33 protein-coding genes are annotated in these 19,772 nt (G+C 58.7%); all 33 read left to right on the forward strand.

The features are described from left to right. Positions 1–40: 40 nt before the first annotated feature. The 33 genes from rpsL (at position 41) to ACSX1C_RS18650 (ending at position 19,725) form a co-directional block, all read left to right on the forward strand. On the forward strand, positions 41–412 hold the full coding sequence (gene rpsL / locus ACSX1C_RS18490) for a 30S ribosomal protein S12 (protein ID WP_318643778.1): 372 nt from the start codon (positions 41–43) through the stop codon (positions 410–412). 108 nt (positions 413–520) lie between these two features. After that, on the forward strand, positions 521–991 hold the full coding sequence (gene rpsG, locus ACSX1C_RS18495) for a 30S ribosomal protein S7 (RefSeq protein ID WP_009397350.1): 471 nt from the start codon (positions 521–523) through the stop codon (positions 989–991). Positions 992–1,021: 30 nt separating this feature from the next. Then, positions 1,022–3,151: an elongation factor G gene (gene fusA, locus ACSX1C_RS18500; protein ID WP_439887361.1), complete on the forward strand. Its 2,130-nt coding sequence runs from the start codon at positions 1,022–1,024 to the stop codon at positions 3,149–3,151. 30 nt (positions 3,152–3,181) lie between these two features. Then, a complete protein-coding gene (gene tuf, locus ACSX1C_RS18505) occupies positions 3,182–4,375 on the forward strand; it encodes an elongation factor Tu (RefSeq protein WP_318643776.1) in 1,194 nt (397 codons plus the stop codon). Positions 4,376–4,515: 140 nt separating this feature from the next. After that, entirely contained in the window at positions 4,516–4,827 is a 312-nt protein-coding gene (gene rpsJ, locus ACSX1C_RS18510) for a 30S ribosomal protein S10 (protein WP_213641498.1), read from the forward strand. A gap of 83 nt (positions 4,828–4,910) precedes the next feature. Further along, positions 4,911–5,546 (forward strand): 50S ribosomal protein L3, encoded by a 636-nt coding sequence (rplC, locus tag ACSX1C_RS18515; protein ID WP_318643775.1) that lies wholly within the window; start codon positions 4,911–4,913, stop codon positions 5,544–5,546. Between the two features lie 12 nt (positions 5,547–5,558). Then, positions 5,559–6,161 (forward strand): 50S ribosomal protein L4, encoded by a 603-nt coding sequence (gene rplD / locus ACSX1C_RS18520; RefSeq protein ID WP_439887362.1) that lies wholly within the window; start codon positions 5,559–5,561, stop codon positions 6,159–6,161. Next, a complete protein-coding gene (gene rplW / locus ACSX1C_RS18525) occupies positions 6,158–6,457 on the forward strand; it encodes a 50S ribosomal protein L23 (RefSeq protein ID WP_069901955.1) in 300 nt (99 codons plus the stop codon). Before rplD ends, rplW begins: the two co-directional genes overlap by 4 nt. 14 nt (positions 6,458–6,471) lie before the next feature. After that, positions 6,472–7,296, forward strand: a complete 825-nt coding sequence (gene rplB / locus ACSX1C_RS18530; RefSeq protein ID WP_318643773.1) for a 50S ribosomal protein L2 — start codon at positions 6,472–6,474, stop codon at positions 7,294–7,296. A 16-nt stretch (positions 7,297–7,312) separates the two neighbouring features. Beyond that, positions 7,313–7,588 (forward strand): 30S ribosomal protein S19, encoded by a 276-nt coding sequence (gene rpsS, locus ACSX1C_RS18535; protein WP_090444963.1) that lies wholly within the window; start codon positions 7,313–7,315, stop codon positions 7,586–7,588. 13 nt (positions 7,589–7,601) lie between these two features. Beyond that, entirely contained in the window at positions 7,602–7,934 is a 333-nt protein-coding gene (gene rplV, locus ACSX1C_RS18540; protein WP_003103908.1) for a 50S ribosomal protein L22, read from the forward strand. A gap of 13 nt (positions 7,935–7,947) precedes the next feature. Next, a complete protein-coding gene (gene rpsC, locus ACSX1C_RS18545) occupies positions 7,948–8,634 on the forward strand; it encodes a 30S ribosomal protein S3 (RefSeq protein ID WP_318643766.1) in 687 nt (228 codons plus the stop codon). Between the two features lie 12 nt (positions 8,635–8,646). Then, positions 8,647–9,060, forward strand: a complete 414-nt coding sequence (rplP, locus tag ACSX1C_RS18550) for a 50S ribosomal protein L16 (RefSeq protein ID WP_003243901.1) — start codon at positions 8,647–8,649, stop codon at positions 9,058–9,060. Beyond that, positions 9,060–9,251 (forward strand): 50S ribosomal protein L29, encoded by a 192-nt coding sequence (gene rpmC / locus ACSX1C_RS18555; RefSeq protein WP_002555481.1) that lies wholly within the window; start codon positions 9,060–9,062, stop codon positions 9,249–9,251. The genes rplP and rpmC overlap by 1 nt, the downstream gene beginning before the upstream one ends. Before the next feature lie 2 nt (positions 9,252–9,253). Continuing rightward, positions 9,254–9,520, forward strand: a complete 267-nt coding sequence (rpsQ, locus tag ACSX1C_RS18560) for a 30S ribosomal protein S17 (protein WP_031303185.1) — start codon at positions 9,254–9,256, stop codon at positions 9,518–9,520. A gap of 23 nt (positions 9,521–9,543) precedes the next feature. Then, entirely contained in the window at positions 9,544–9,912 is a 369-nt protein-coding gene (gene rplN, locus ACSX1C_RS18565) for a 50S ribosomal protein L14 (protein WP_003243907.1), read from the forward strand. Between the two features lie 11 nt (positions 9,913–9,923). Continuing rightward, positions 9,924–10,238 carry a 50S ribosomal protein L24 gene (rplX, locus tag ACSX1C_RS18570; RefSeq protein ID WP_318643709.1) on the forward strand — a complete coding sequence of 105 codons (315 nt, stop codon included), beginning with the start codon at positions 9,924–9,926 and terminating at the stop codon, positions 10,236–10,238. 20 nt (positions 10,239–10,258) lie between these two features. Next, entirely contained in the window at positions 10,259–10,798 is a 540-nt protein-coding gene (gene rplE / locus ACSX1C_RS18575) for a 50S ribosomal protein L5 (protein WP_013789764.1), read from the forward strand. Between the two features lie 13 nt (positions 10,799–10,811). Further along, the gene (gene rpsN, locus ACSX1C_RS18580; RefSeq protein ID WP_318643707.1) at positions 10,812–11,117 is read left to right on the forward strand and encodes a 30S ribosomal protein S14; all 306 of its coding nucleotides are present in this window, start codon (positions 10,812–10,814) and stop codon (positions 11,115–11,117) included. Between the two features lie 183 nt (positions 11,118–11,300). Continuing rightward, the gene (gene rpsH, locus ACSX1C_RS18585) at positions 11,301–11,693 is read left to right on the forward strand and encodes a 30S ribosomal protein S8 (protein WP_160347652.1); all 393 of its coding nucleotides are present in this window, start codon (positions 11,301–11,303) and stop codon (positions 11,691–11,693) included. A 12-nt stretch (positions 11,694–11,705) separates the two neighbouring features. Further along, on the forward strand, positions 11,706–12,239 hold the full coding sequence (rplF, locus tag ACSX1C_RS18590) for a 50S ribosomal protein L6 (RefSeq protein WP_318643706.1): 534 nt from the start codon (positions 11,706–11,708) through the stop codon (positions 12,237–12,239). Between the two features lie 9 nt (positions 12,240–12,248). Next, positions 12,249–12,599, forward strand: coding sequence for a 50S ribosomal protein L18 (gene rplR / locus ACSX1C_RS18595; RefSeq protein ID WP_213641492.1), 351 nt, complete (start codon positions 12,249–12,251; stop codon positions 12,597–12,599). 3 nt (positions 12,600–12,602) lie between these two features. Then, complete coding sequence (rpsE, locus tag ACSX1C_RS18600) at positions 12,603–13,103, forward strand: 30S ribosomal protein S5 (protein WP_255837040.1); 501 nt, start codon at positions 12,603–12,605, stop codon at positions 13,101–13,103. Positions 13,104–13,105: 2 nt separating this feature from the next. Beyond that, complete coding sequence (rpmD, locus tag ACSX1C_RS18605) at positions 13,106–13,285, forward strand: 50S ribosomal protein L30 (protein ID WP_298118328.1); 180 nt, start codon at positions 13,106–13,108, stop codon at positions 13,283–13,285. Between the two features lie 3 nt (positions 13,286–13,288). Continuing rightward, a complete protein-coding gene (gene rplO, locus ACSX1C_RS18610; RefSeq protein WP_318643704.1) occupies positions 13,289–13,723 on the forward strand; it encodes a 50S ribosomal protein L15 in 435 nt (144 codons plus the stop codon). Continuing rightward, on the forward strand, positions 13,724–15,052 hold the full coding sequence (gene secY, locus ACSX1C_RS18615; RefSeq protein ID WP_318643703.1) for a preprotein translocase subunit SecY: 1,329 nt from the start codon (positions 13,724–13,726) through the stop codon (positions 15,050–15,052). 28 nt (positions 15,053–15,080) lie between these two features. Further along, complete coding sequence (gene rpmJ, locus ACSX1C_RS18620; protein WP_003281814.1) at positions 15,081–15,197, forward strand: 50S ribosomal protein L36; 117 nt, start codon at positions 15,081–15,083, stop codon at positions 15,195–15,197. Positions 15,198–15,330: 133 nt separating this feature from the next. Continuing rightward, positions 15,331–15,687: a 30S ribosomal protein S13 gene (rpsM, locus tag ACSX1C_RS18625; RefSeq protein WP_213641487.1), complete on the forward strand. Its 357-nt coding sequence runs from the start codon at positions 15,331–15,333 to the stop codon at positions 15,685–15,687. Between the two features lie 30 nt (positions 15,688–15,717). Continuing rightward, a complete protein-coding gene (gene rpsK / locus ACSX1C_RS18630; protein ID WP_013789773.1) occupies positions 15,718–16,107 on the forward strand; it encodes a 30S ribosomal protein S11 in 390 nt (129 codons plus the stop codon). A gap of 17 nt (positions 16,108–16,124) precedes the next feature. Next, on the forward strand, positions 16,125–16,745 hold the full coding sequence (rpsD, locus tag ACSX1C_RS18635) for a 30S ribosomal protein S4 (RefSeq protein WP_213641486.1): 621 nt from the start codon (positions 16,125–16,127) through the stop codon (positions 16,743–16,745). A 22-nt stretch (positions 16,746–16,767) separates the two neighbouring features. Then, complete coding sequence (locus tag ACSX1C_RS18640; RefSeq protein WP_213641485.1) at positions 16,768–17,769, forward strand: DNA-directed RNA polymerase subunit alpha; 1,002 nt, start codon at positions 16,768–16,770, stop codon at positions 17,767–17,769. A gap of 42 nt (positions 17,770–17,811) precedes the next feature. Next, positions 17,812–18,198, forward strand: coding sequence for a 50S ribosomal protein L17 (rplQ, locus tag ACSX1C_RS18645; RefSeq protein ID WP_439887363.1), 387 nt, complete (start codon positions 17,812–17,814; stop codon positions 18,196–18,198). Positions 18,199–18,363: 165 nt separating this feature from the next. Then, positions 18,364–19,725 (forward strand): Na+/H+ antiporter NhaC family protein, encoded by a 1,362-nt coding sequence (locus ACSX1C_RS18650; RefSeq protein ID WP_369958648.1) that lies wholly within the window; start codon positions 18,364–18,366, stop codon positions 19,723–19,725. The last annotated feature ends 47 nt before the right edge of the window (positions 19,726–19,772 follow it).

The following is a 19,772-nucleotide window of genomic DNA, read 5'->3' on the forward strand; positions in this document are numbered from 1 at the left end:
TTAGGGCAATAGCGTCGAAAGACAACAGTGGAGCTTATAGATGGCAACGATCAACCAGCTGGTACGCCAGCCGCGCAAGCGTCTCGTCGAGAAATCCGACGTGCCTGCGCTGCAGAACTGCCCGCAGCGTCGTGGCGTGTGCACTCGCGTGTACACCACTACGCCGAAAAAACCTAACTCGGCACTGCGTAAAGTATGCCGCGTGCGTCTGACCAACGGTTTCGAGGTTTCCTCGTACATCGGCGGTGAAGGCCACAACCTGCAAGAGCACAGCGTGGTGCTGATCCGTGGCGGTCGTGTAAAGGACCTTCCGGGTGTGCGTTACCACACCGTGCGCGGTTCGCTGGATACCACCGGCGTTAAGGACCGTAAGCAGGGTCGTTCGAAGTACGGTACCAAGCGTCCGAAGTGATTCGGTAGCTGACAGATTTTCTATTTATTGAGTCGATAAGAGTAAGGTCGGGCGTAACTCGAATGTTGCAGTCCCGGGCTAACCTGAAGACCGTTTGAGGGCTTATCAATGCCAAGACGTCGTGTAGCAGCCAAGCGTGAGATCCTGGACGATCCGAAATACGGAAGCCAGATCCTCGCCAAGTTCATGAACCACGTGATGGAAAGCGGCAAGAAGGCCGTGGCCGAGCGCATCGTTTACGGTGCTCTGGACACTGTCAAAGCACGCAAGAACAGCGATCCCCTGGAGATCTTCGAGAAAGCTCTCGACGCCATCGCTCCGCTGGTCGAAGTAAAATCGCGCCGTGTTGGTGGTGCGACTTACCAGGTTCCGGTCGAAGTTCGCCCGTCCCGTCGTAACGCTCTGGCCATGCGCTGGCTGGTGGACTTCGCCCGTAAGCGTGGCGAGAAGTCCATGGCTCTGCGCCTGGCTGGCGAGTTGCTGGATGCCGCCGAAGGCAAGGGTGCTGCAGTCAAGAAGCGTGAAGACGTGCACCGCATGGCAGAAGCCAACAAGGCGTTCTCGCACTACCGCTTCTAATTCTGGCAACACTAATTTTGCGAGGGCTTTATGGCTCGTACCACAGCAATTAACCGCTACCGTAACATTGGTATCTGTGCCCACGTTGACGCGGGCAAGACCACCACTACCGAGCGGATCCTGTTTTACACAGGCCTCAGCCACAAGATGGGCGAAGTGCACGACGGCGCTGCCACCACCGACTGGATGGTGCAGGAGCAGGAGCGCGGTATCACCATCACCTCCGCTGCCGTGACCACCTTCTGGCAGGGTTCCCGTGGCCAGTACGACAAGTACCGCGTCAACGTCATCGATACCCCCGGCCACGTAGACTTCACCATCGAAGTAGAGCGCTCCCTGCGCGTACTCGACGGCGCCGTCGTAGTGTTCTGCGGCACTTCGGGCGTAGAGCCGCAGTCCGAAACCGTATGGCGTCAGGCCAACAAGTACGGCGTTCCACGTGTCGTTTACGTGAACAAGATGGACCGTGCGGGTGCCAACTTCCTGCGCGTTGTCGGTCAGATCAAGAACCGTCTGGGCCACACTCCGGTGCCGATCCAGTTGGCCATTGGTGCGGAAGATAACTTCCAGGGTCAGGTCGATCTGATCAAGATGAAGGCTATCTACTGGAACGATGACGACAAAGGCACCAGCTATCGTGAGGAGGAGATTCCTGCCGATATGCTGGCGCTGGCTGAAGAGTGGCGCTCGAACATGGTCGAGGCGGCTGCCGAAGCCAACGAAGAGCTGATGAACAAGTACCTTGAAGAAGGTGAGCTGACCGTCGAAGAGATCAAGGCAGGCCTGCGTGCGCGCACCCTGGCTAGCGAGATCGTTCCGGCTGTCTGCGGTTCTTCCTTCAAGAACAAGGGTGTTCCTCTGGTTCTCGATGCTGTCATCGACTTCCTGCCTGCTCCGACCGAGATCCCGGCGATCAAGGGTATTCATCCTGATCTCATCGAGAAGCCGAAAGAAGAGCTGGTTGATGCTGACTATGATGAGCGCCATGCAGACGACAGCGAGCCGTTCTCGGCCCTGGCGTTCAAGATTGCTACCGACCCGTTCGTTGGTACTCTGACTTTCGTGCGCGTCTACTCGGGGTTCCTGACCTCGGGCGACTCCGTGATCAACTCGGTCAAGGGCAAGAAAGAGCGCGTCGGTCGTATGGTGCAGATGCACGCTAACCAGCGTGAAGAGATCAAAGAAGTGCGCGCTGGTGACATCGCTGCTCTGATCGGCATGAAGGACGTCACTACTGGTGACACGCTGTGCAACGCTGACAAGCCGATCATCCTCGAGCGTATGGACTTCCCAGAGCCGGTTATCTCGGTAGCCGTAGAGCCGAAGACCAAGGCCGACCAGGAGAAGATGGGTATCGCACTGGGCAAGCTGGCCCAGGAGGACCCGTCGTTCCGCGTCAAGACCGACGAAGAAACCGGCCAGACCATCATCTCCGGTATGGGCGAGCTGCACCTGGACATCCTCGTTGACCGCATGAAGCGCGAGTTCAACGTCGAGGCCAACATCGGCAAGCCGCAGGTTTCCTACCGCGAGAAGATCACCAAGAACTGCGAGATCGAAGGCAAGTTCGTGCGCCAGTCCGGTGGTCGTGGTCAGTTCGGTCACTGCTGGATTCGCTTCGCGCCGGCTGACGAAGGTCAGGAGGGTCTGGTGTTCGTCAACGAGGTCGTGGGCGGTGTGGTTCCGAAGGAATACATCCCGGCCATCCAGAAGGGTATCGAGGAGCAGATGAAGAACGGCGTCGTCGCCGGCTATCCGCTGATCGGCCTGAAGGCGACCGTGTTCGATGGTTCCTACCATGACGTCGACTCCAACGAGATGGCGTTCAAGGTGGCGGCCTCCATGGCGACCAAGCAGCTGGCCCAGAAGGGCGGCGGCGTAGTGCTTGAGCCGATCATGAAGGTGGAAGTGGTAACCCCTGAGGACTACATGGGTGACGTGATGGGTGACCTGAACCGTCGTCGTGGTCTGATCCAGGGTATGGAGGACTCGGTGTCCGGCAAGGTTATCCGTGCCGAAGTGCCGCTGGGCGAGATGTTCGGTTATGCGACCGACGTCCGTTCCATGTCCCAGGGGCGCGCAAGCTACTCCATGGAATTCTCCAAGTACTCGGAAGCTCCGGCGAACATCGTCGAAGCCCTCGTTAAAAAACAAGGCTGATTCAGTCCTTTAGGCAAGAGGTTCACTGTCGTGGCTAAAGAAAAATTTGAACGTAACAAACCGCACGTCAACGTCGGCACCATCGGTCACGTTGACCACGGTAAAACCACTCTGACCGCTGCTCTGACTCGCGTTTGCTCCGAAGTATTCGGCAGCGCCAAGGTCGACTTCGACAAGATCGACAGCGCCCCGGAAGAGAAGGCTCGTGGTATCACCATCAACACCGCGCACGTAGAGTACGATTCCAACATTCGTCACTACGCGCACGTTGACTGCCCGGGTCACGCTGACTATGTGAAGAACATGATCACCGGTGCTGCGCAGATGGACGGCGCTATCCTGGTTTGCTCCGCTGCCGACGGCCCGATGCCGCAGACTCGCGAACACATCCTGCTGTCCCGCCAGGTAGGCGTTCCGTACATCGTCGTGTTCCTGAACAAGGCCGACATGGTCGACGACGCCGAACTGCTGGAACTGGTCGAGATGGAAGTTCGCGACCTGCTGTCCACCTACGACTTCCCGGGCGACGACACGCCGATCATCATCGGTTCCGCGCTGATGGCGCTGAACGGCGAAGACGCCAACGAGATGGGCACCACTGCCGTCAAGAAGCTGGTCGAGACTCTGGATACCTACATCCCTGAGCCGGTTCGCGCCATCGACAAGCCGTTCCTGATGCCGATCGAAGACGTGTTCTCCATCTCCGGTCGCGGTACCGTGGTAACCGGTCGTGTCGAGCGCGGCATCGTCAAGGTCCAGGAAGAAATCGAGATCGTCGGTCTGCGTGACACCACCAAGACCACCTGCACCGGTGTCGAGATGTTCCGCAAGCTGCTCGACGAAGGTCGTGCCGGTGAGAACTGTGGCGTCCTGCTGCGCGGCACCAAGCGTGACGACGTAGAGCGTGGTCAGGTTCTGGCCAAGCCGGGCACCATCAAGCCGCACACCAAGTTCGAAGCCGAAGTGTATGTGCTGTCCAAGGAAGAAGGTGGTCGTCACACCCCGTTCTTCAAGGGCTACCGTCCGCAGTTCTACTTCCGCACCACCGACGTAACCGGTTCTTGCGAGCTGCCGGAAGGCGTTGAGATGGTGATGCCGGGCGACAACGTGAAGATGGTTGTTACCCTGATCAAGCCGATCGCCATGGAAGACGGCCTGCGTTTCGCGATTCGCGAAGGCGGCCGTACCGTTGGTGCCGGCGTGGTTGCCAAGATCGTCGAGTAATCGGTTGATCTAGAAAAGCCCCCGCTTGCGGGGGCTTTTTTATTGGGTTGACACTCCTGGGGGGCGTCTATAGAATTGCGCCTCCTTTTAACGGGCGTATTGCGTCCGTTGGGAATAGCAGCTTGGAATCTGAGGTCAAAATGCAAAACCAACAAATCCGTATTCGGTTGAAGGCTTTTGACCATCGCCTGATCGATCAATCTACCCAGGAAATCGTGGAAACCGCGAAACGTACTGGTGCTCAGGTGCGTGGTCCGATTCCTCTGCCTACCCGCAAAGAGCGGTACACCGTACTGACTTCTCCGCACGTCAACAAAGATGCGCGGGATCAGTATGAAATTCGTACCCACAAGCGTGTTCTGGACATCGTCCAGCCGACGGATAAAACCGTCGACGCGCTGATGAAGCTCGATCTTGCGGCTGGCGTGGAAGTGCAGATCAGCCTCGGCTAAAACCCTGGGGTTTTAGTCGTGTAACGCTCTGAAATGGGCGGCCATAGCGGGTGAAAGCCCCGTACACTCATGAGGTTTACAACATGACTATTGGTGTAGTCGGTCGTAAGTGCGGCATGACCCGCATTTTCACCGAAGAAGGTGTCTCCATTCCGGTCACGGTCATCGAGATCGAGCCGAATCGCGTCACCCAGTTCAAGTCCGAGGAGTCCGATGGCTACCGTGCAGTGCAAGTCACTGTCGGCGAGCGCCGCGCCTCTCGTGTCAGCAAGGCTCAGGCCGGTCACTTCGCCAAGGCGAACGTCGCGGCGGGTCGTGGTGTTTGGGAATTCCGCCTGGAAGAGGGCGAGTACCAGGCCGGCGACCAGATCAACGCTGAAATTTTCCAAGCTGGTCAGCTGGTGGATGTCACCGGTCAGTCCAAGGGTAAAGGCTTTGCCGGTACCATCAAGCGTTGGAACTTCCGCGGCCAAGACAACACTCACGGTAACTCCGTGTCCCACCGCGTTCCGGGTTCCATTGGCCAGTGCCAGACTCCGGGTCGCGTCTTCAAGGGCAAGAAAATGTCCGGTCACATGGGTGCTGAGCGTGTGACTGTGCAGTCCCTCGAAGTTGTGCGCGTCGACGCTGAACGCAACCTGCTGCTGGTCAAGGGTGCCGTGCCTGGCGCTACTGGCGGCAACCTGGTTGTGCGTCCGGCAGCCAAGGCTCGCGGTTAAGGGGAAGCTGACATGCAATTAAATGTAAATGGCGCTCAGGCGATCGAAGTTTCCGAAGCGACCTTCGGTGGCGAGTTCAACGAGACCCTGGTTCACCAAGCAGTTGTGGCCTACATGGCTGGCGGCCGTCAGGGCAGCAAGCAGCAGAAGACCCGTTCCGACGTGTCTGGCGGCGGCAAGCGTCCATGGCGTCAGAAGGGCACCGGTCGTGCCCGTGCCGGTACCTCCCGTGGTCCGATCTGGCGTGGCGGTGGTGTGACCTTCGCGGCTCGCCCGCAGAATCACGACCAGAAGCTGAACAAGAAGATGTATCGCGCTGCGCTGCGTTCCATTCTTGCCGAGCTGGTACGTACCGATCGTCTGGTCGTGGTCGAGGACTTCTCCGTAGAGGCGCCGAAGACCAAGGCCTTGTTGAGCAAGCTGAACGGCATGGGTCTGAACGACGTTCTGATCGTGTCCGACGCTGTTGACCAGAATCTGTACCTGGCCGCACGCAACCTGCCGCATGTCGATGTTCGCGACGTGCAGGGTTCCGATCCGGTCAGTCTGATCGCGTACGAAAAGGTGCTGGTCACCGTTTCTGCCGTGAAGAAATTCGAGGAGCTGCTGGGATGAACCAGGAACGCGTATTCAAAGTGCTGCTTGGCCCGCACATCTCCGAGAAGGCCACACTTCTGGCTGACAAGAAAAGTCAGTTCGTTTTCAAGGTTGCAACCGATGCAACCAAGCTGGAAATCAAGAAGGCCGTCGAAAGCCTGTTCAGCGTGAAGGTCGAGCGCGTGACTACTCAGAACGTTCTGGGTAAGAGCAAGCGCACCGCTCGCGGTCTGGGCAAGCGTAACGACTGGAAGAAGGCGATTATCTCCCTTCAGCCGGGCCAAGATCTCGATTTCGCCAGCAGTGCTGAGTAAGGAAGGGGTGCATCATGGCAATCGTTAAATGCAAACCGACTTCCGCTGGCCGCCGTTTTGTGGTCAAGGTGGTCAACCAGGAGCTGCACAAAGGCGCTCCTTACGCTCCGCTGCTCGAGAAGAAGTCGAAGTCTGGCGGTCGTAACAACAATGGCCGTATCACCACCCGTCATATCGGTGGTGGCCACAAGCAGCATTACCGTCTGGTCGACTTCCGTCGCAACGACAAAGATGGCATTCCGGCCACTGTCGAGCGCATCGAGTACGATCCGAACCGTACTGCTCACATCGCTCTGCTGAAGTACGCCGACGGCGAGCGCCGCTACATCATCGCCCCGAAGGGCGTGAGTGCCGGCGATCAGCTGGTGTCCGGTGCAATGGCGCCGATCAAGGCCGGTAACAGCCTGCAGCTGCGCAACATTCCGGTGGGTTCGACCGTTCACGGTATCGAGCTGAAGCCGGGCAAGGGCGCTCAAATCGCACGTTCCGCTGGTGCTTCGGCTCAGCTGATCGCTCGTGAAGGCGTCTATGTAACCCTGCGTCTGCGCTCCGGCGAAATGCGCAAAGTGCTGGCCGAGTGCCGTGCGACCCTGGGCGAAGTCTCGAACACCGAGCACAGCCTGCGTTCGCTGGGTAAGGCCGGTGCCAAGCGCTGGCGTGGCGTTCGCCCGACCGTTCGTGGTGTTGCCATGAACCCGGTCGACCACCCGCACGGTGGTGGTGAAGGTCGTACCTCTGGTGGTCGTCATCCGGTGTCTCCATGGGGCTTCCCGACTAAGGGCGCGAAGACTCGTGGTAACAAGCGCACCGATAACATGATCGTCCGTCGTCGCAAGTAAATAGAGGGATACGACAGTGCCACGTTCTCTGAAAAAAGGTCCTTTTATTGATCTTCACCTACTGAAGAAGATCGAAGTGGCGGTGGAGAAGAACGATCGCAAGCCGGTGAAAACCTGGTCGCGCCGTTCCATGATCCTGCCGCAGATGGTCGGTCTGACCATCGCTGTGCATAACGGTCGCCAGCATGTCCCGGTTCTCGTGAACGAAGACATGGTCGGCCACAAACTGGGCGAGTTCGCCGCTACCCGCACCTACCGTGGGCATGTGGCTGACAAGAAAGCCAAGCGTTAAGGGGTAAGGAAAGATGGAAGTAGCCGCTAAGTTGTCGGGCGCTCGAATCTCCGCCCAGAAAGCCCGCTTGGTCGCCGACCAGATCCGCGGGAAGAAGGTGGGCGAAGCGCTCAACCTGTTGGCTTTCAGCAGTAAGAAAGCCGCGGAAATCATGAAGAAGGTGCTGGAGTCGGCCGTTGCCAACGCCGAGCACAACGAAGGCGCAGACGTTGATGACCTGAAGGTCAGCACCGTGTTCGTCAACGAAGGGCGTTCGCTGAAGCGCATCATGCCGCGTGCCAAAGGCCGCGCTGATCGCATCGTCAAGCGGTCTTGCCATATCACTGTCAAGGTTGCGGACAAGTAACGGAGTCGATCAGATGGGTCAGAAAGTACATCCCACTGGCATTCGCCTGGGAATCGTCAAGGATCACACCTCCGTCTGGTACGCAGACGGTCGGACTTATGCGGACTACCTGTTCGCTGATCTGAAGGTGCGTGAGTATCTCCAAGACAAACTAAAAAGCGCGTCCGTAAGCCGTATCGACATTGCTCGCCCGGCTCAAACCGCACGCATCACCATCCACACCGCCCGTCCCGGTATCGTGATCGGCAAGAAAGGTGAAGATGTTGAGAAGCTGCGCCAGGACCTGACCAAGCAAATGGGTGTGCCGGTACACATCAACATCGAAGAGATCCGCAAGCCGGAGCTCGACGCGATGCTGGTTGCCCAGAGCGTCGCCCAGCAGCTGGAGCGTCGTGTGATGTTCCGTCGCGCCATGAAGCGCGCCGTACAGAACGCCATGCGCATTGGTGCCAAGGGCATCAAGATCCAGGTAAGTGGTCGTCTCGGCGGTGCGGAAATCGCACGTACCGAGTGGTATCGCGAAGGTCGTGTGCCGCTGCACACCCTGCGTGCCGACATTGACTACAACACCTACGAAGCGCACACCACCTACGGTGTGATCGGTGTCAAGGTTTGGATCTTCAAGGGCGAGGTCATCGGTGGCCGCCAGGAAGAGCTGAAGCCGCAGGCGCCCGCTCCTCGTAAAAAAGCTGCCAAGTAAGGGGTACGCCAAATGTTGCAACCAAAGCGTACGAAGTTCCGCAAGCAGATGACCGGCCACAACCGTGGCCTGGCTCAGCGCGGTAGCAAGGTCAGCTTCGGCGAGTTCGCGCTGAAGTCTGTTGCCCGCGGTCGTCTCACCGCCCGCCAGATCGAGTCCGCTCGTCGTGCTCTGACTCGTCACGTTAAGCGTGGCGGCAAGATCTGGATTCGCGTGTTCCCGGACAAGCCGGTCACCAAGAAGCCTCTCGAAGTGCGGATGGGTAAAGGTAAGGGTGGCGTTGAATATTGGGTAGCCCAGATCCAGCCAGGCAAGGTCCTGTACGAGATCGAAGGCGTTTCCGAAGAGCTGGCGCGTGAGGCTTTCGCCCTGGCTGCTGCAAAGCTGCCGCTCGCCACCACCTTTGTTAAGCGGACGGTGATGTGATGAAAGCGAATGAGCTTCGTGAAAAATCAGCACAGCAGCTGAACGAGCAACTGCTCGGCCTGCTGCGCGACCAGTTCAATCTGCGCATGCAGAAGGCAACTGGCCAGTTGGGGCAGTCTCACCTGCTCTCGCAAGTTAAGCGCGACATCGCTCGTGTGAAAACTGTGCTCAACCAGCAGGCAGGTAAGTGATCATGGCTGAAGCCGAAAAAACAGTCCGTACGCTGACCGGCCGTGTTGTCAGCGACAAGATGGACAAGACCATCACCGTACTGATCGAGCGTCGCGTCAAGCACCCGATCTACGGCAAATACGTCAAGCGTTCGACCAAGCTGCACGCGCACGACGAGAACAATCAGTGCCACATCGGCGACAAGGTTTCCATCCGTGAAACCCGTCCGCTGGCCAAGACCAAGTCTTGGGCCCTGGTTGAAGTCCTCGAACGCGCAGTCGAAGTCTAAGGGCTAGGGGTCGGAGAAATTTTATGATTCAGACTCAATCCATGCTCGATGTGGCTGACAACAGTGGTGCACGCCGTGTCATGTGCATCAAGGTGCTGGGCGGCTCCCATCGTCGCTACGCCGGCATCGGCGACATCATCAAGGTCACCGTCAAGGAAGCAATTCCGCGCGGCAAAGTGAAGAAAGGTCAGGTCATGACCGCGGTCGTGGTTCGTACCCGTCATGGCGTTCGCCGTGCCGACGGTTCGATCATCCGCTTCGACGGCAACGCTGCTGTTCTGCTGAACAACAAGCAAGAGCCGATCGGTACCCGTATCTTCGGGCCCGTGACCCGTGAACTGCGTTCCGAGAAGTTCATGAAGATCGTCTCGCTCGCCCCTGAAGTGCTGTAAGGAGATCCGACATGCAAAAGATTCGTCGTGACGACGAGATCATCGTGATCGCCGGCAAAGACAAGGGTAAGCGCGGTAAGGTGCTGAAGGTTCTCGCTGACGACCGTCTGGTCGTTGGTGGGATCAACCTGGTCAAGCGCCATACCAAGCCGAACCCGATGTCGGGCGTTCAAGGCGGTATCGTCGAGAAGGAAGCGCCGCTGCACGCTTCTAACGTGGCCATTTTCAACAGCGAGACCAACAAGGCTGACCGCGTTGGTTTCAAGGTTGAAGACGGTAAGAAAATTCGTGTCTTCAAGTCGACCCAAAAAGCGGTTGATGCTTGAACACTGCTAGGTAGAAGACCATGGCACGACTAAAAGAGATTTATCGGAAAGAAATCGCGCCGAAGCTTAAGGAAGAACTTAAGCTCGCGAACGTGATGGAAGTTCCGCGTATCACCAAGATCACCCTGAACATGGGCCTGGGCGAAGCGATCGGCGACAAGAAAGTCATCGAGAACGCGGTTGCCGACCTGGAAAAGATCACCGGTCAGAAAGTCGTTGTGACTCATGCCCGTAAGTCGATTGCAGGCTTCAAGGTTCGTGAAGGCTGGCCGATCGGCGTCAAGGTAACCCTGCGCCGCGAGCGTATGTACGAGTTCCTGGATCGTCTGCTGTCCATCTCCCTGCCGCGCGTGCGTGACTTCCGCGGCCTGAATGCCAAGTCCTTCGACGGTCGTGGCAACTACAGCATGGGCGTGAAGGAGCAGATCATCTTCCCGGAAATCGATTACGACAAGATCGATGCGCTGCGTGGTCTGGACATCACCCTGACCACCACTGCCCGTACGGATGACGAGGGTCGCGCCCTGCTGCGTGCCTTCAAATTCCCGTTCCGCAACTGATTGGAGTTGGATCATGGCCAAAATGAGCATGAAGAACCGTGAGCTGAAGCGTCAGCAAACGGTAGCCAAGTACGCGAAGAAGCGTGCCGAGCTGAAGGCTATCATCGCCAACCCGAACTCCGCTCCGGAAGCGCGTTGGGAAGCCCAGGTAGCCCTGCAGAAGCAGCCGCGTGATGCCAGCGCCTCGCGCCTGCGCAACCGCTGCCGCGTTACCGGTCGTCCGCACGGCGTGTATCGCAAGTTCGGTCTGTCCCGTATCAAGCTGCGCGAAGCAGCCATGCGTGGCGATGTGCCGGGTCTGGTGAAAGCCAGCTGGTAAAAAGCGAAGCCGGCCTAGCGCCGGCTTTGTCTTTCTGTGAATCAGGCCCCTCTGGGGCTTGATTCATTTTTGAGCAGTCTCTAGAATGCTCGGCTCGCCTGAGCCTGGGCTGTATTTTGCCCGGAGCATTCGGTGACTCTTAGCCGAAAGGCTAATTCTTTTTGTATCAGGAGCGTCTAGCCCATGAGTATGCAGGACCCGTTAGCGGACATGCTAACTCGTATCCGTAATGCCCAGATGGCTGAAAAGTCCGTCGTAAGCATGCCGTCTTCCACGCTGAAGGTGGCTGTAGCCAAAGTTTTGAAAGACGAAGGTTATATTGCGGGTTATCAGATCAGCGGCGAAAGCAAGCCGCAGCTGTCCATCGAGCTGAAGTACTTCGAAGGCCGTCCGGTCATCGAGGAAGTGAAGCGCGTGAGCCGTCCAGGCCTTCGCCAGTACAAGTCCGTCGATGATCTGCCGAAGGTTCGTGGCGGTCTCGGCGTATCCATCGTCTCCACCAACAAGGGTGTGATGACGGATCGCGCTGCGCGCGCTGCCGGTGTCGGCGGCGAAGTGCTCTGCACTGTGTTCTAAGGGGGGATAGCCATGTCTCGCGTTGCTAAGAACCCCGTCAAGCTGCCCTCCGGTGTCGAGATCAAACTCGCCGGCCAGCAGCTTTCGGTAAAGGGTGCCAAGGGTACTCTGGAGCTGAAGGTCCACTCGTCTGTTGAAGTGATTCAGGAAGCCGATGAGCTGCGTTTCGCCGCGCGCAACGGCGACCAGCAGAATCGTGCAATGGCCGGTACCACCCGCGCCCTGGTCAACAACATGGTGATCGGTGTTAGCGCAGGCTTCGAGCGCAAGCTCCAGCTGGTCGGCGTCGGTTACAAGGCGCAAGCCAAGGGTCAGGTGCTGTCCCTGGCGCTGGGCTTCTCCCATCCGATCGACTATCAGTTGCCGGAAGGCGTGACCGCCGAAACCCCGAGCCAGACCGATATCCTGATCAAGGGTGTCGACAAGCAATTGGTTGGTCAGGTTGCCGCGGAAATTCGTGACTTCCGTCGTCCTGAACCTTACAAGGGCAAAGGTGTTCGTTACGCAGACGAAGTCGTCCGCCGTAAAGAAGCCAAGAAGAAGTAGGGCTAGCACATGACCGCCAAGAAAGAAACAAGACTGCGTCGCGCGCGCAAAGCACGCCTGAAAATGCACGAGCTCGAAGTCGTGCGTCTGTGCGTGTACCGCTCCTCGCAGCACATTTACGCCCAGGTCATTTCGGCCGACGGCAGCAAGGTTCTGGCTAGCGCCTCGACCTTGGACAAAGCACTGCGTGATGGCGCCACTGGCAACGTCGACGCGGCCACGAAAGTTGGTCAGCTGGTTGCTGAGCGTGCGAAAGCCGCTGGTGTGACTCAGGTCGCATTCGACCGTTCTGGCTTCAAGTACCACGGTCGCGTCAAGGCGCTGGCCGATGCTGCTCGTGAAGGCGGGCTGGAGTTCTAAGTTATGGCAAATAACGACCAAAAGCGCGACGAAGGCTATATCGAGAAGCTGGTACAGGTTAACCGCGTTGCCAAAACCGTTAAGGGTGGCCGTATCTTCACCTTCACCGCGTTGACCGTGGTGGGTGATGGCAAGGGTCGCGTCGGTTTCGGCCGTGGCAAGTCCCGTGAAGTGCCGGCCGCCATCCAGAAGGCGATGGAAGCCGCGCGTCGCAACATGATCCAGGTTGACCTGAACGGCACCACCCTGCAGTACGCCATGAAGGCCGCCCACGGCGCCTCCAAGGTGTACATGCAGCCGGCCTCCGAGGGTACCGGTATTATCGCCGGCGGCGCCATGCGTGCCGTGCTGGAAGTGGCGGGTGTGCAGAACGTTCTGGCCAAGTGCTACGGCTCGACCAACCAAGTGAACGTGGTGCATGCCACCTTCAAGGGTCTGAAGGCTATGCAGTCTCCGGAGTCTGTTGCGGCCAAGCGTGGCAAGAGCGTCGAGGAGATTCTCTAACCATGGCTAATACCGTAAAAGTCACGCTGATCAAGAGCGTGAACGGCCGTCTGGCCAACCACAAAGCTTGCGTCAAGGGCCTGGGCCTGCGCCGCATCAATCACACCGTTGAGGTTCTGGATACTCCGGAAAACCGCGGCATGATTAACAAGGCTTACTATCTGCTGCGCGTGGAGGGTTAATCCATGTACCTGAACGATTTGAGTCCTGCGCCGGGTTCCCGTCGCGAGAAGCACCGTCCGGGCCGTGGCATCGGTAGCGGCTTGGGCAAGACCGGTGGCCGCGGCCACAAGGGTCAGACCTCGCGCTCCGGCGGCACCATTGCTCCGGGTTTCGAAGGCGGCCAGCAGCCTCTGCACCGTCGTCTGCCCAAGTTCGGCTTCGTATCCCTGAAGGCTATGGACCGCGCGGAAGTGCGCACCTCCGAGCTGAACAAGATCGAAGGCGACGTCGTCACTCTGCAGGCGCTGAAGGATGCCAACCTGATTAACCAAAACGTGCAGCGTGTGAAAGTCATGCTGTCCGGTGAGGTTACTCGCGCGGTCACCCTTAAAGGTATCGCCGCCACCAAGGGTGCGCGCGCGGCTATCGAAGCAGCTGGCGGTAAGTTCGAGGACTAAATGGCTAAGCAAGGTGCTCTCTCAGCGCTCAGCAATGGCGGGTTATCCGAGCTCTGGGCTCGACTGCGCTTCCTGTTCATGGCGATCATCGTCTACCGGATCGGCGCACACATCCCAGTTCCGGGTATCAACCCCGACCGGCTGGCGGACCTGTTTCGACAGAATGAGGGGACCATTCTTAGCCTGTTCAACATGTTTTCCGGCGGCGCGCTGGAGCGGATGAGCATCTTTGCACTGGGGATCATGCCGTACATCTCGGCCTCGATCATCATGCAGCTGATGACCGCCGTCAGCCCGCAGCTGGAGCAGTTGAAGAAGGAAGGTGAGGCTGGTCGTCGCAAGATCAGTCAATACACCCGCTACGGCACTCTCGTCCTGGCATTCGTCCAGGCCATCGGCATGTCCGTGGGCCTGGCGAGTCAGGGCGTGGCGTTCTCGGTCGATTTCGGCTTCCACTTCGTTGCGGTCACCACCTTCGTGGCGGGCGCGATGTTCATGATGTGGCTGGGCGAGCAGATCACCGAACGCGGTGTTGGCAATGGCATCTCGATGCTGATTTTTGCCGGCATCGTGGCCGGTCTGCCGGCGGCGATCGGGCAGTCCTTCGAGTCTGCGCGTCAGGGCGATATCAACATTTTCGCGCTGATCGCCATCGGTTTGTTGGCAGTAGCGATCATCGGTTTCGTGGTGTTCATTGAGCGTGGCCAGCGTCGCATTGCGGTGCATTACGCCAAGCGTCAACAGGGTCGCAAGGTGTTCGCCGCGCAGACCAGCCACCTGCCGTTGAAGGTGAACATGGCGGGGGTCATCCCGGCTATTTTTGCCAGCAGCCTTCTGTTGTTCCCGGCCTCGCTGGGTTCCTGGTTCGGTCAGTCCGAGGGTATGGGCTGGCTGCAGGATATTTCGCAGGCTATCGCTCCTGGTCAGCCGTTGAACATTTTGCTGTTTAGTGCAGGGATCGTTTTCTTCTGCTTCTTCTATACGGCGCTGATGTTCAATCCGAAAGACGTAGCGGAAAACCTGAAGAAGTCCGGTGCCTTTATTCCGGGTATCCGTCCGGGCGAGCAGTCCGCACGCTATATCGATGGCGTGTTGACCCGTTTGACCATGTTCGGTGCTCTGTACATGACGGCCGTATGCTTGTTGCCCCAGTTCCTGGTGGTGGCGGCCAACGTACCGTTCTACCTTGGCGGGACCTCGTTGCTGATCGTGGTGGTGGTTGTGATGGACTTTATGTCGCAAGTACAATCGCACCTCGTTTCGCACCAGTACGAATCCCTGATGAAGAAAGCCAACCTGAAGGGCTACGGCAGCGGCATGCTCCGCTGATGTGTCCATAAGGTTCGAGGAGTTGGTGATGAAAGTTCGTGCATCGGTGAAAAAGCTGTGCCGCAACTGCAAGATTATTCGTCGCGACGGCGTCGTACGAGTGATCTGCAGCGCGGAGCCGCGTCACAAGCAGCGCCAAGGCTGAGTGTGAGTGAAGCGTGATAAGCCCGGCAGCTAGTGCGCTGCCGGGTTGATTATTTGTTTTTACAGCGTTAATATCTCGCGCCCTATTTCTTGGCTTCCGGGGCGTAGGTAGCTGTCAATTGGAGTTCCACTGAATGGCCCGTATTGCAGGCGTTAACATTCCGGATAACAAGCACACTGTTATCTCGCTGACCTACATCTTCGGTGTCGGTCGCACCACCGCGCAGAAAATCTGTGCAGCTGCCGGCGTGAATCCGGCGGTAAAGATCAAGGATCTCTCTGACGAGCAGATCGAGCAGCTGCGTGGCGAAGTTGCCAAGGTGAACACCGAGGGTGACCTGCGCCGCGAAGTGAACATGAAAATCAAGCGCTTGATGGACCTGGGTTGCTACCGCGGCCTGCGCCATCGCCGTGGTCTGCCGGTTCGCGGTCAGCGCACCAAGACCAACGCCCGCACCCGCAAGGGCCCGCGCAAGCCGATCCGCAAGTAATCGCATTGGCGAATCGACAGGAATTTAGTCATGGCAAAACCTGCTGCTCGTACTCGTAAGAAAGTCAAAAAGACAGTGGTTGATGGCATCGCCCACATCCATGCGTCTTTCAACAACACCATCGTGACCATCACCGACCGTCAGGGCAATGCCCTGTCCTGGGCTACTTCCGGTGGTTCGGGCTTCCGTGGCTCGCGCAAGAGCACCCCGTTCGCTGCCCAGGTGGCTGCCGAGCGTGCTGGTCAAGCTGCGCTGGAGTACGGCCTGAAGAACCTCGACGTGAACGTCAAGGGTCCCGGTCCGGGTCGTGAGTCCGCTGTCCGTGCTTTGAACGGCTGCGGTTACAAGATCGCCAGCATCACCGATGTGACGCCTATCCCGCATAACGGGTGCCGTCCTTCGAAGAAGCGTCGCGTGTAATCAGGAGACAGTGAGAAATGGCTCGTTACATTGGTCCCAAATGCAAACTGTCTCGTCGTGAAGGCACCGATCTGTTCCTGAAGAGCGGCGTTCGCGCTCTGGAATCGAAGTGCAACATCGAAGCAGCCCCGGGTATTCACGGCCAGCGCCGTAGCCGTCAGTCCGACTACGGCACCCAGCTGCGCGAAAAGCAGAAAGTTCGCCGTATCTACGGCGTGCTGGAGCGTCAGTTCAGCGGTTACTACAAGCAAGCTGCCAGCCAGAAGGGCGCCACCGGCGAAAACCTGCTGCAGCTGCTGGAGTGCCGTCTGGATAACGTGGTTTACCGTATGGGCTTTGGTGCTACCCGCGCCGAATCCCGTCAGCTGGTTTCGCACAAAGCGATCAGCGTCAACGGTCAGACTGTAAACGTCCCGTCCTACCAGGTTAAAGCTGGCGACGTCGTTGCTGTTCGCGAGAAGTCGAAGAATCAGCTGCGCATTGTTCAGGCTCTTGAGCTGTGCGCCCAGCGTGGCCGCGTTGAATGGGTAGAAGTGGACACTGAGAAGAAGTCCGGCGTGTTCAAAAGCGTTCCGGCTCGCAGTGACCTCTCCGCCGACATCAACGAAAGCCTGATTGTCGAGCTCTACTCCAAGTAAGGGCTAGAAAATAGGTGCATCCATGCAGATTTCGGTAAATGAGTTCCTGACCCCTCGTCACATTGATGTGCAGGTGGTCAGTCCGACCCGCGCCAAGATCACCCTCGAGCCTCTCGAGCGTGGTTTCGGCCATACCCTGGGCAACGCGCTGCGCCGCATCCTGTTGTCCTCCATGCCTGGCTGTGCAGTAGTCGAGGCCGAGATTGACGGTGTGCTCCATGAGTACAGCGCCATCGAAGGTGTGCAGGAAGATGTCATCGAGATCCTGCTCAATCTTAAAGGCCTGGCTGTCAAGCTGCACGGTCGCGACGAAGTGACGCTGACTCTGGCGAAGAAGGGCTCGGGTGTAGTGACCGCTGCCGATATTCAGCTGGATCACGATGTCGAAATCGTCAACGGCGACCACGTAATCGCCAACCTGGCTGCCAATGGCGCGTTGAACATGAAGCTCACCGTGGCCCGTGGCCGCGGTTACGAGCCGGCCGACGCGCGCCAGAGCGACGAAGACGAGAGCCGCAGCATCGGTCGCTTGCAGCTCGACGCTTCGTTCAGCCCGGTGCGCCGTGTGTCCTACGTGGTGGAAAACGCTCGTGTCGAGCAGCGTACCAACCTGGACAAGCTGGTTATCGACCTGGAAACCAACGGTACCCTGGATCCGGAAGAGGCTATCCGCCGTGCCGCGACCATTCTGCAGCAGCAGCTGGCCGCGTTCGTCGACCTCAAGGGTGACAGTGAGCCTGTGGTAGTCGAGCAGGAAGACGAGATCGATCCGATCCTGCTGCGCCCGGTCGACGACCTGGAGCTGACCGTACGTTCGGCCAACTGCCTCAAGGCAGAAAACATCTACTACATCGGCGATCTGATTCAGCGCACCGAAGTAGAGCTGTTGAAAACCCCGAACCTGGGCAAGAAATCCCTGACTGAGATCAAGGATGTTCTGGCTTCTCGCGGTCTGTCCCTCGGTATGCGCCTCGACAACTGGCCGCCGGCAAGTCTGAAGAAAGACGATAAGGCGACTGCCTGATCGTCATCATCACCGAACGTGAGTTTGGTAAGGAATTGAATCATGCGTCATCGTAAAAGTGGCCGTCACCTCAGCCGTACCAGCGCCCACCGCCAGGCCATGTTCCAGAACATGGCGGTTTCGCTGTTCGAGCACGAGCTGATCAAAACTACTCTGCCGAAAGCCAAAGAGCTGCGTCGCGTCGCCGAGCCGTTGATCACTCTGGCTAAAGTAGACAGCGTTGCCAACCGTCGTCTGGCCTTCGACCGTACCCGTTCGAAAGCCATCGTCGGCAAGCTGTTCAACGACCTGGGCAAGCGCTACGCCACCCGTCAGGGCGGTTACCTGCGCATCCTCAAGTGCGGTTTCCGTGCTGGCGACAACGCTCCGATGGCTTACGTTGAGTTGGTCGACCGTCCGGTCGCCGGCGCAGTGGAAGCAGCCGAGTAAGTTGCAGGTTGTGAGAAGAACCGGGCCTAGGCCCGGTTTTTTGTTTCTGCTGTGAATAATATTCCGCACGTCGCGTTTGATATTGTGTGCATGTGTCGGCTCGGGTAAGGTTCGTCTGTCTTCGATCCCGCCGTGACCCGGCTCTTATAAGAACAACTGCACATCATGTCCGAACCTACCGCTCTTAGTCTGCTTCCCCCCGTCGTTGTCCTGGTTCTCGCCATTTTCCTGCGTCGCCCCATTCTGGCACTGGTGCTCGGTGCGCTCAGTGGCTTGCTGCTGCTCGGCCCCCAGGCCGCCCTGGGCGGTTTTGCCGAGATCTCCCTCAAGGTCATGCAGGACGAAACCATCGGCTGGCTGATCCTGGTCTGTGGCAGCTTCGGCGCGCTGATCGCCCTGCTGGTGCGTACCGGTGGTGCGCTGGCCTTCGGTCGCGCCGCGCTGAAGCTGGCCAAGGGGCGCCGCTCCTCGTTGCTGATGACCTGCGTGCTGGGCCTGGTGATCTTCGTCGACGACTACCTCAATGCCCTCACCGTGGGCGAGACCATGAAGCGGGTCACCGACCGCTTCAAGGTCTCCCGTGAGATGCTCGCCTATGTGGTCGACTCCACTGCGGCGCCGGTCTGTGTGCTGGTACCGCTGTCCACCTGGGCGGTGTTCTTCGGCGGTCTGCTGGAAAGCAACGGTATCGCCGAAACCGGGCGGGGCATCGGTGTCTACATGGAGGCGATCCCCTATATGTTCTATGCCTGGCTGTCGGTCCTGCTTGTGGTGCTGGTGGCCGCCGGTCTGGTGCCGGCCATAGGGCCAATGCGCAAGGCCGAGATGCTCGCCCGCCATGGTTCGGCTGGCGCCATGCATGTCGGCGAGCTGAGCGTACAGGCCGTGGAGCAGGAGCTGGCACAGGCGGACAAGGAGGGCGGCAAGCTGCACAACTTCCTCGTGCCCTTGCTGTTGCTGGTCGGTTTCACCATCTACTTCGATATCGACGTGTGGATGGGCATGCTGGCGACCCTGGCCTTGGTCGTGCCCTTCTACCTGGTGCAGGGGCTGATGCCCCTGGACGAGATGCTCGAGCAGATGATGGAGGGCTTCAAGACCATGTTGCCGGCCATCGGAACGGTGATCGCGGCCTTTATCTTCAAGGATGTGTGCGACCAGCTGCTGCTGCCGCAGTATGTCGTCGAGTCGCTCAAGCCCTACATGACGGCGCAGCTGTTGCCGGCATTGGTGTTCGTGGCCATGGCGCTGCTGGCGTTCGCCACCGGCTCCTCCTGGGGCATCTTCGCCGTCACCATTCCTATCGTCATGCCGCTGGCCTATGCCCTGGATGCCAATATTCCGCTGGTGATCGGTGCCTTGCTCTCGGCTTCGGCCTTCGGCAGCCAGGCCTGCTTCTACAGCGACTCCACGGTGTTGGCTGCCCAGGGCTCGGGGTGCAACCTGATCAGCCATGCGCTGACCCAGTTGCCCTATACCCTGATCGCGGCGGGCCTGGCCTTTATCGGCTTCCTGCTGATCGCCTGAGGGCGTGAGGGATAACCGAGCGGGCCGTAAGGCCCGTTTTTTATGGG

Origin of the sequence: Pseudomonas sp. MBLB4123 (assembly GCF_051904775.1) — a bacterium.
GTDB classification, from domain to species: Bacteria; Pseudomonadota; Gammaproteobacteria; order Pseudomonadales; family Pseudomonadaceae; genus Aquipseudomonas; species Aquipseudomonas benzenivorans_B.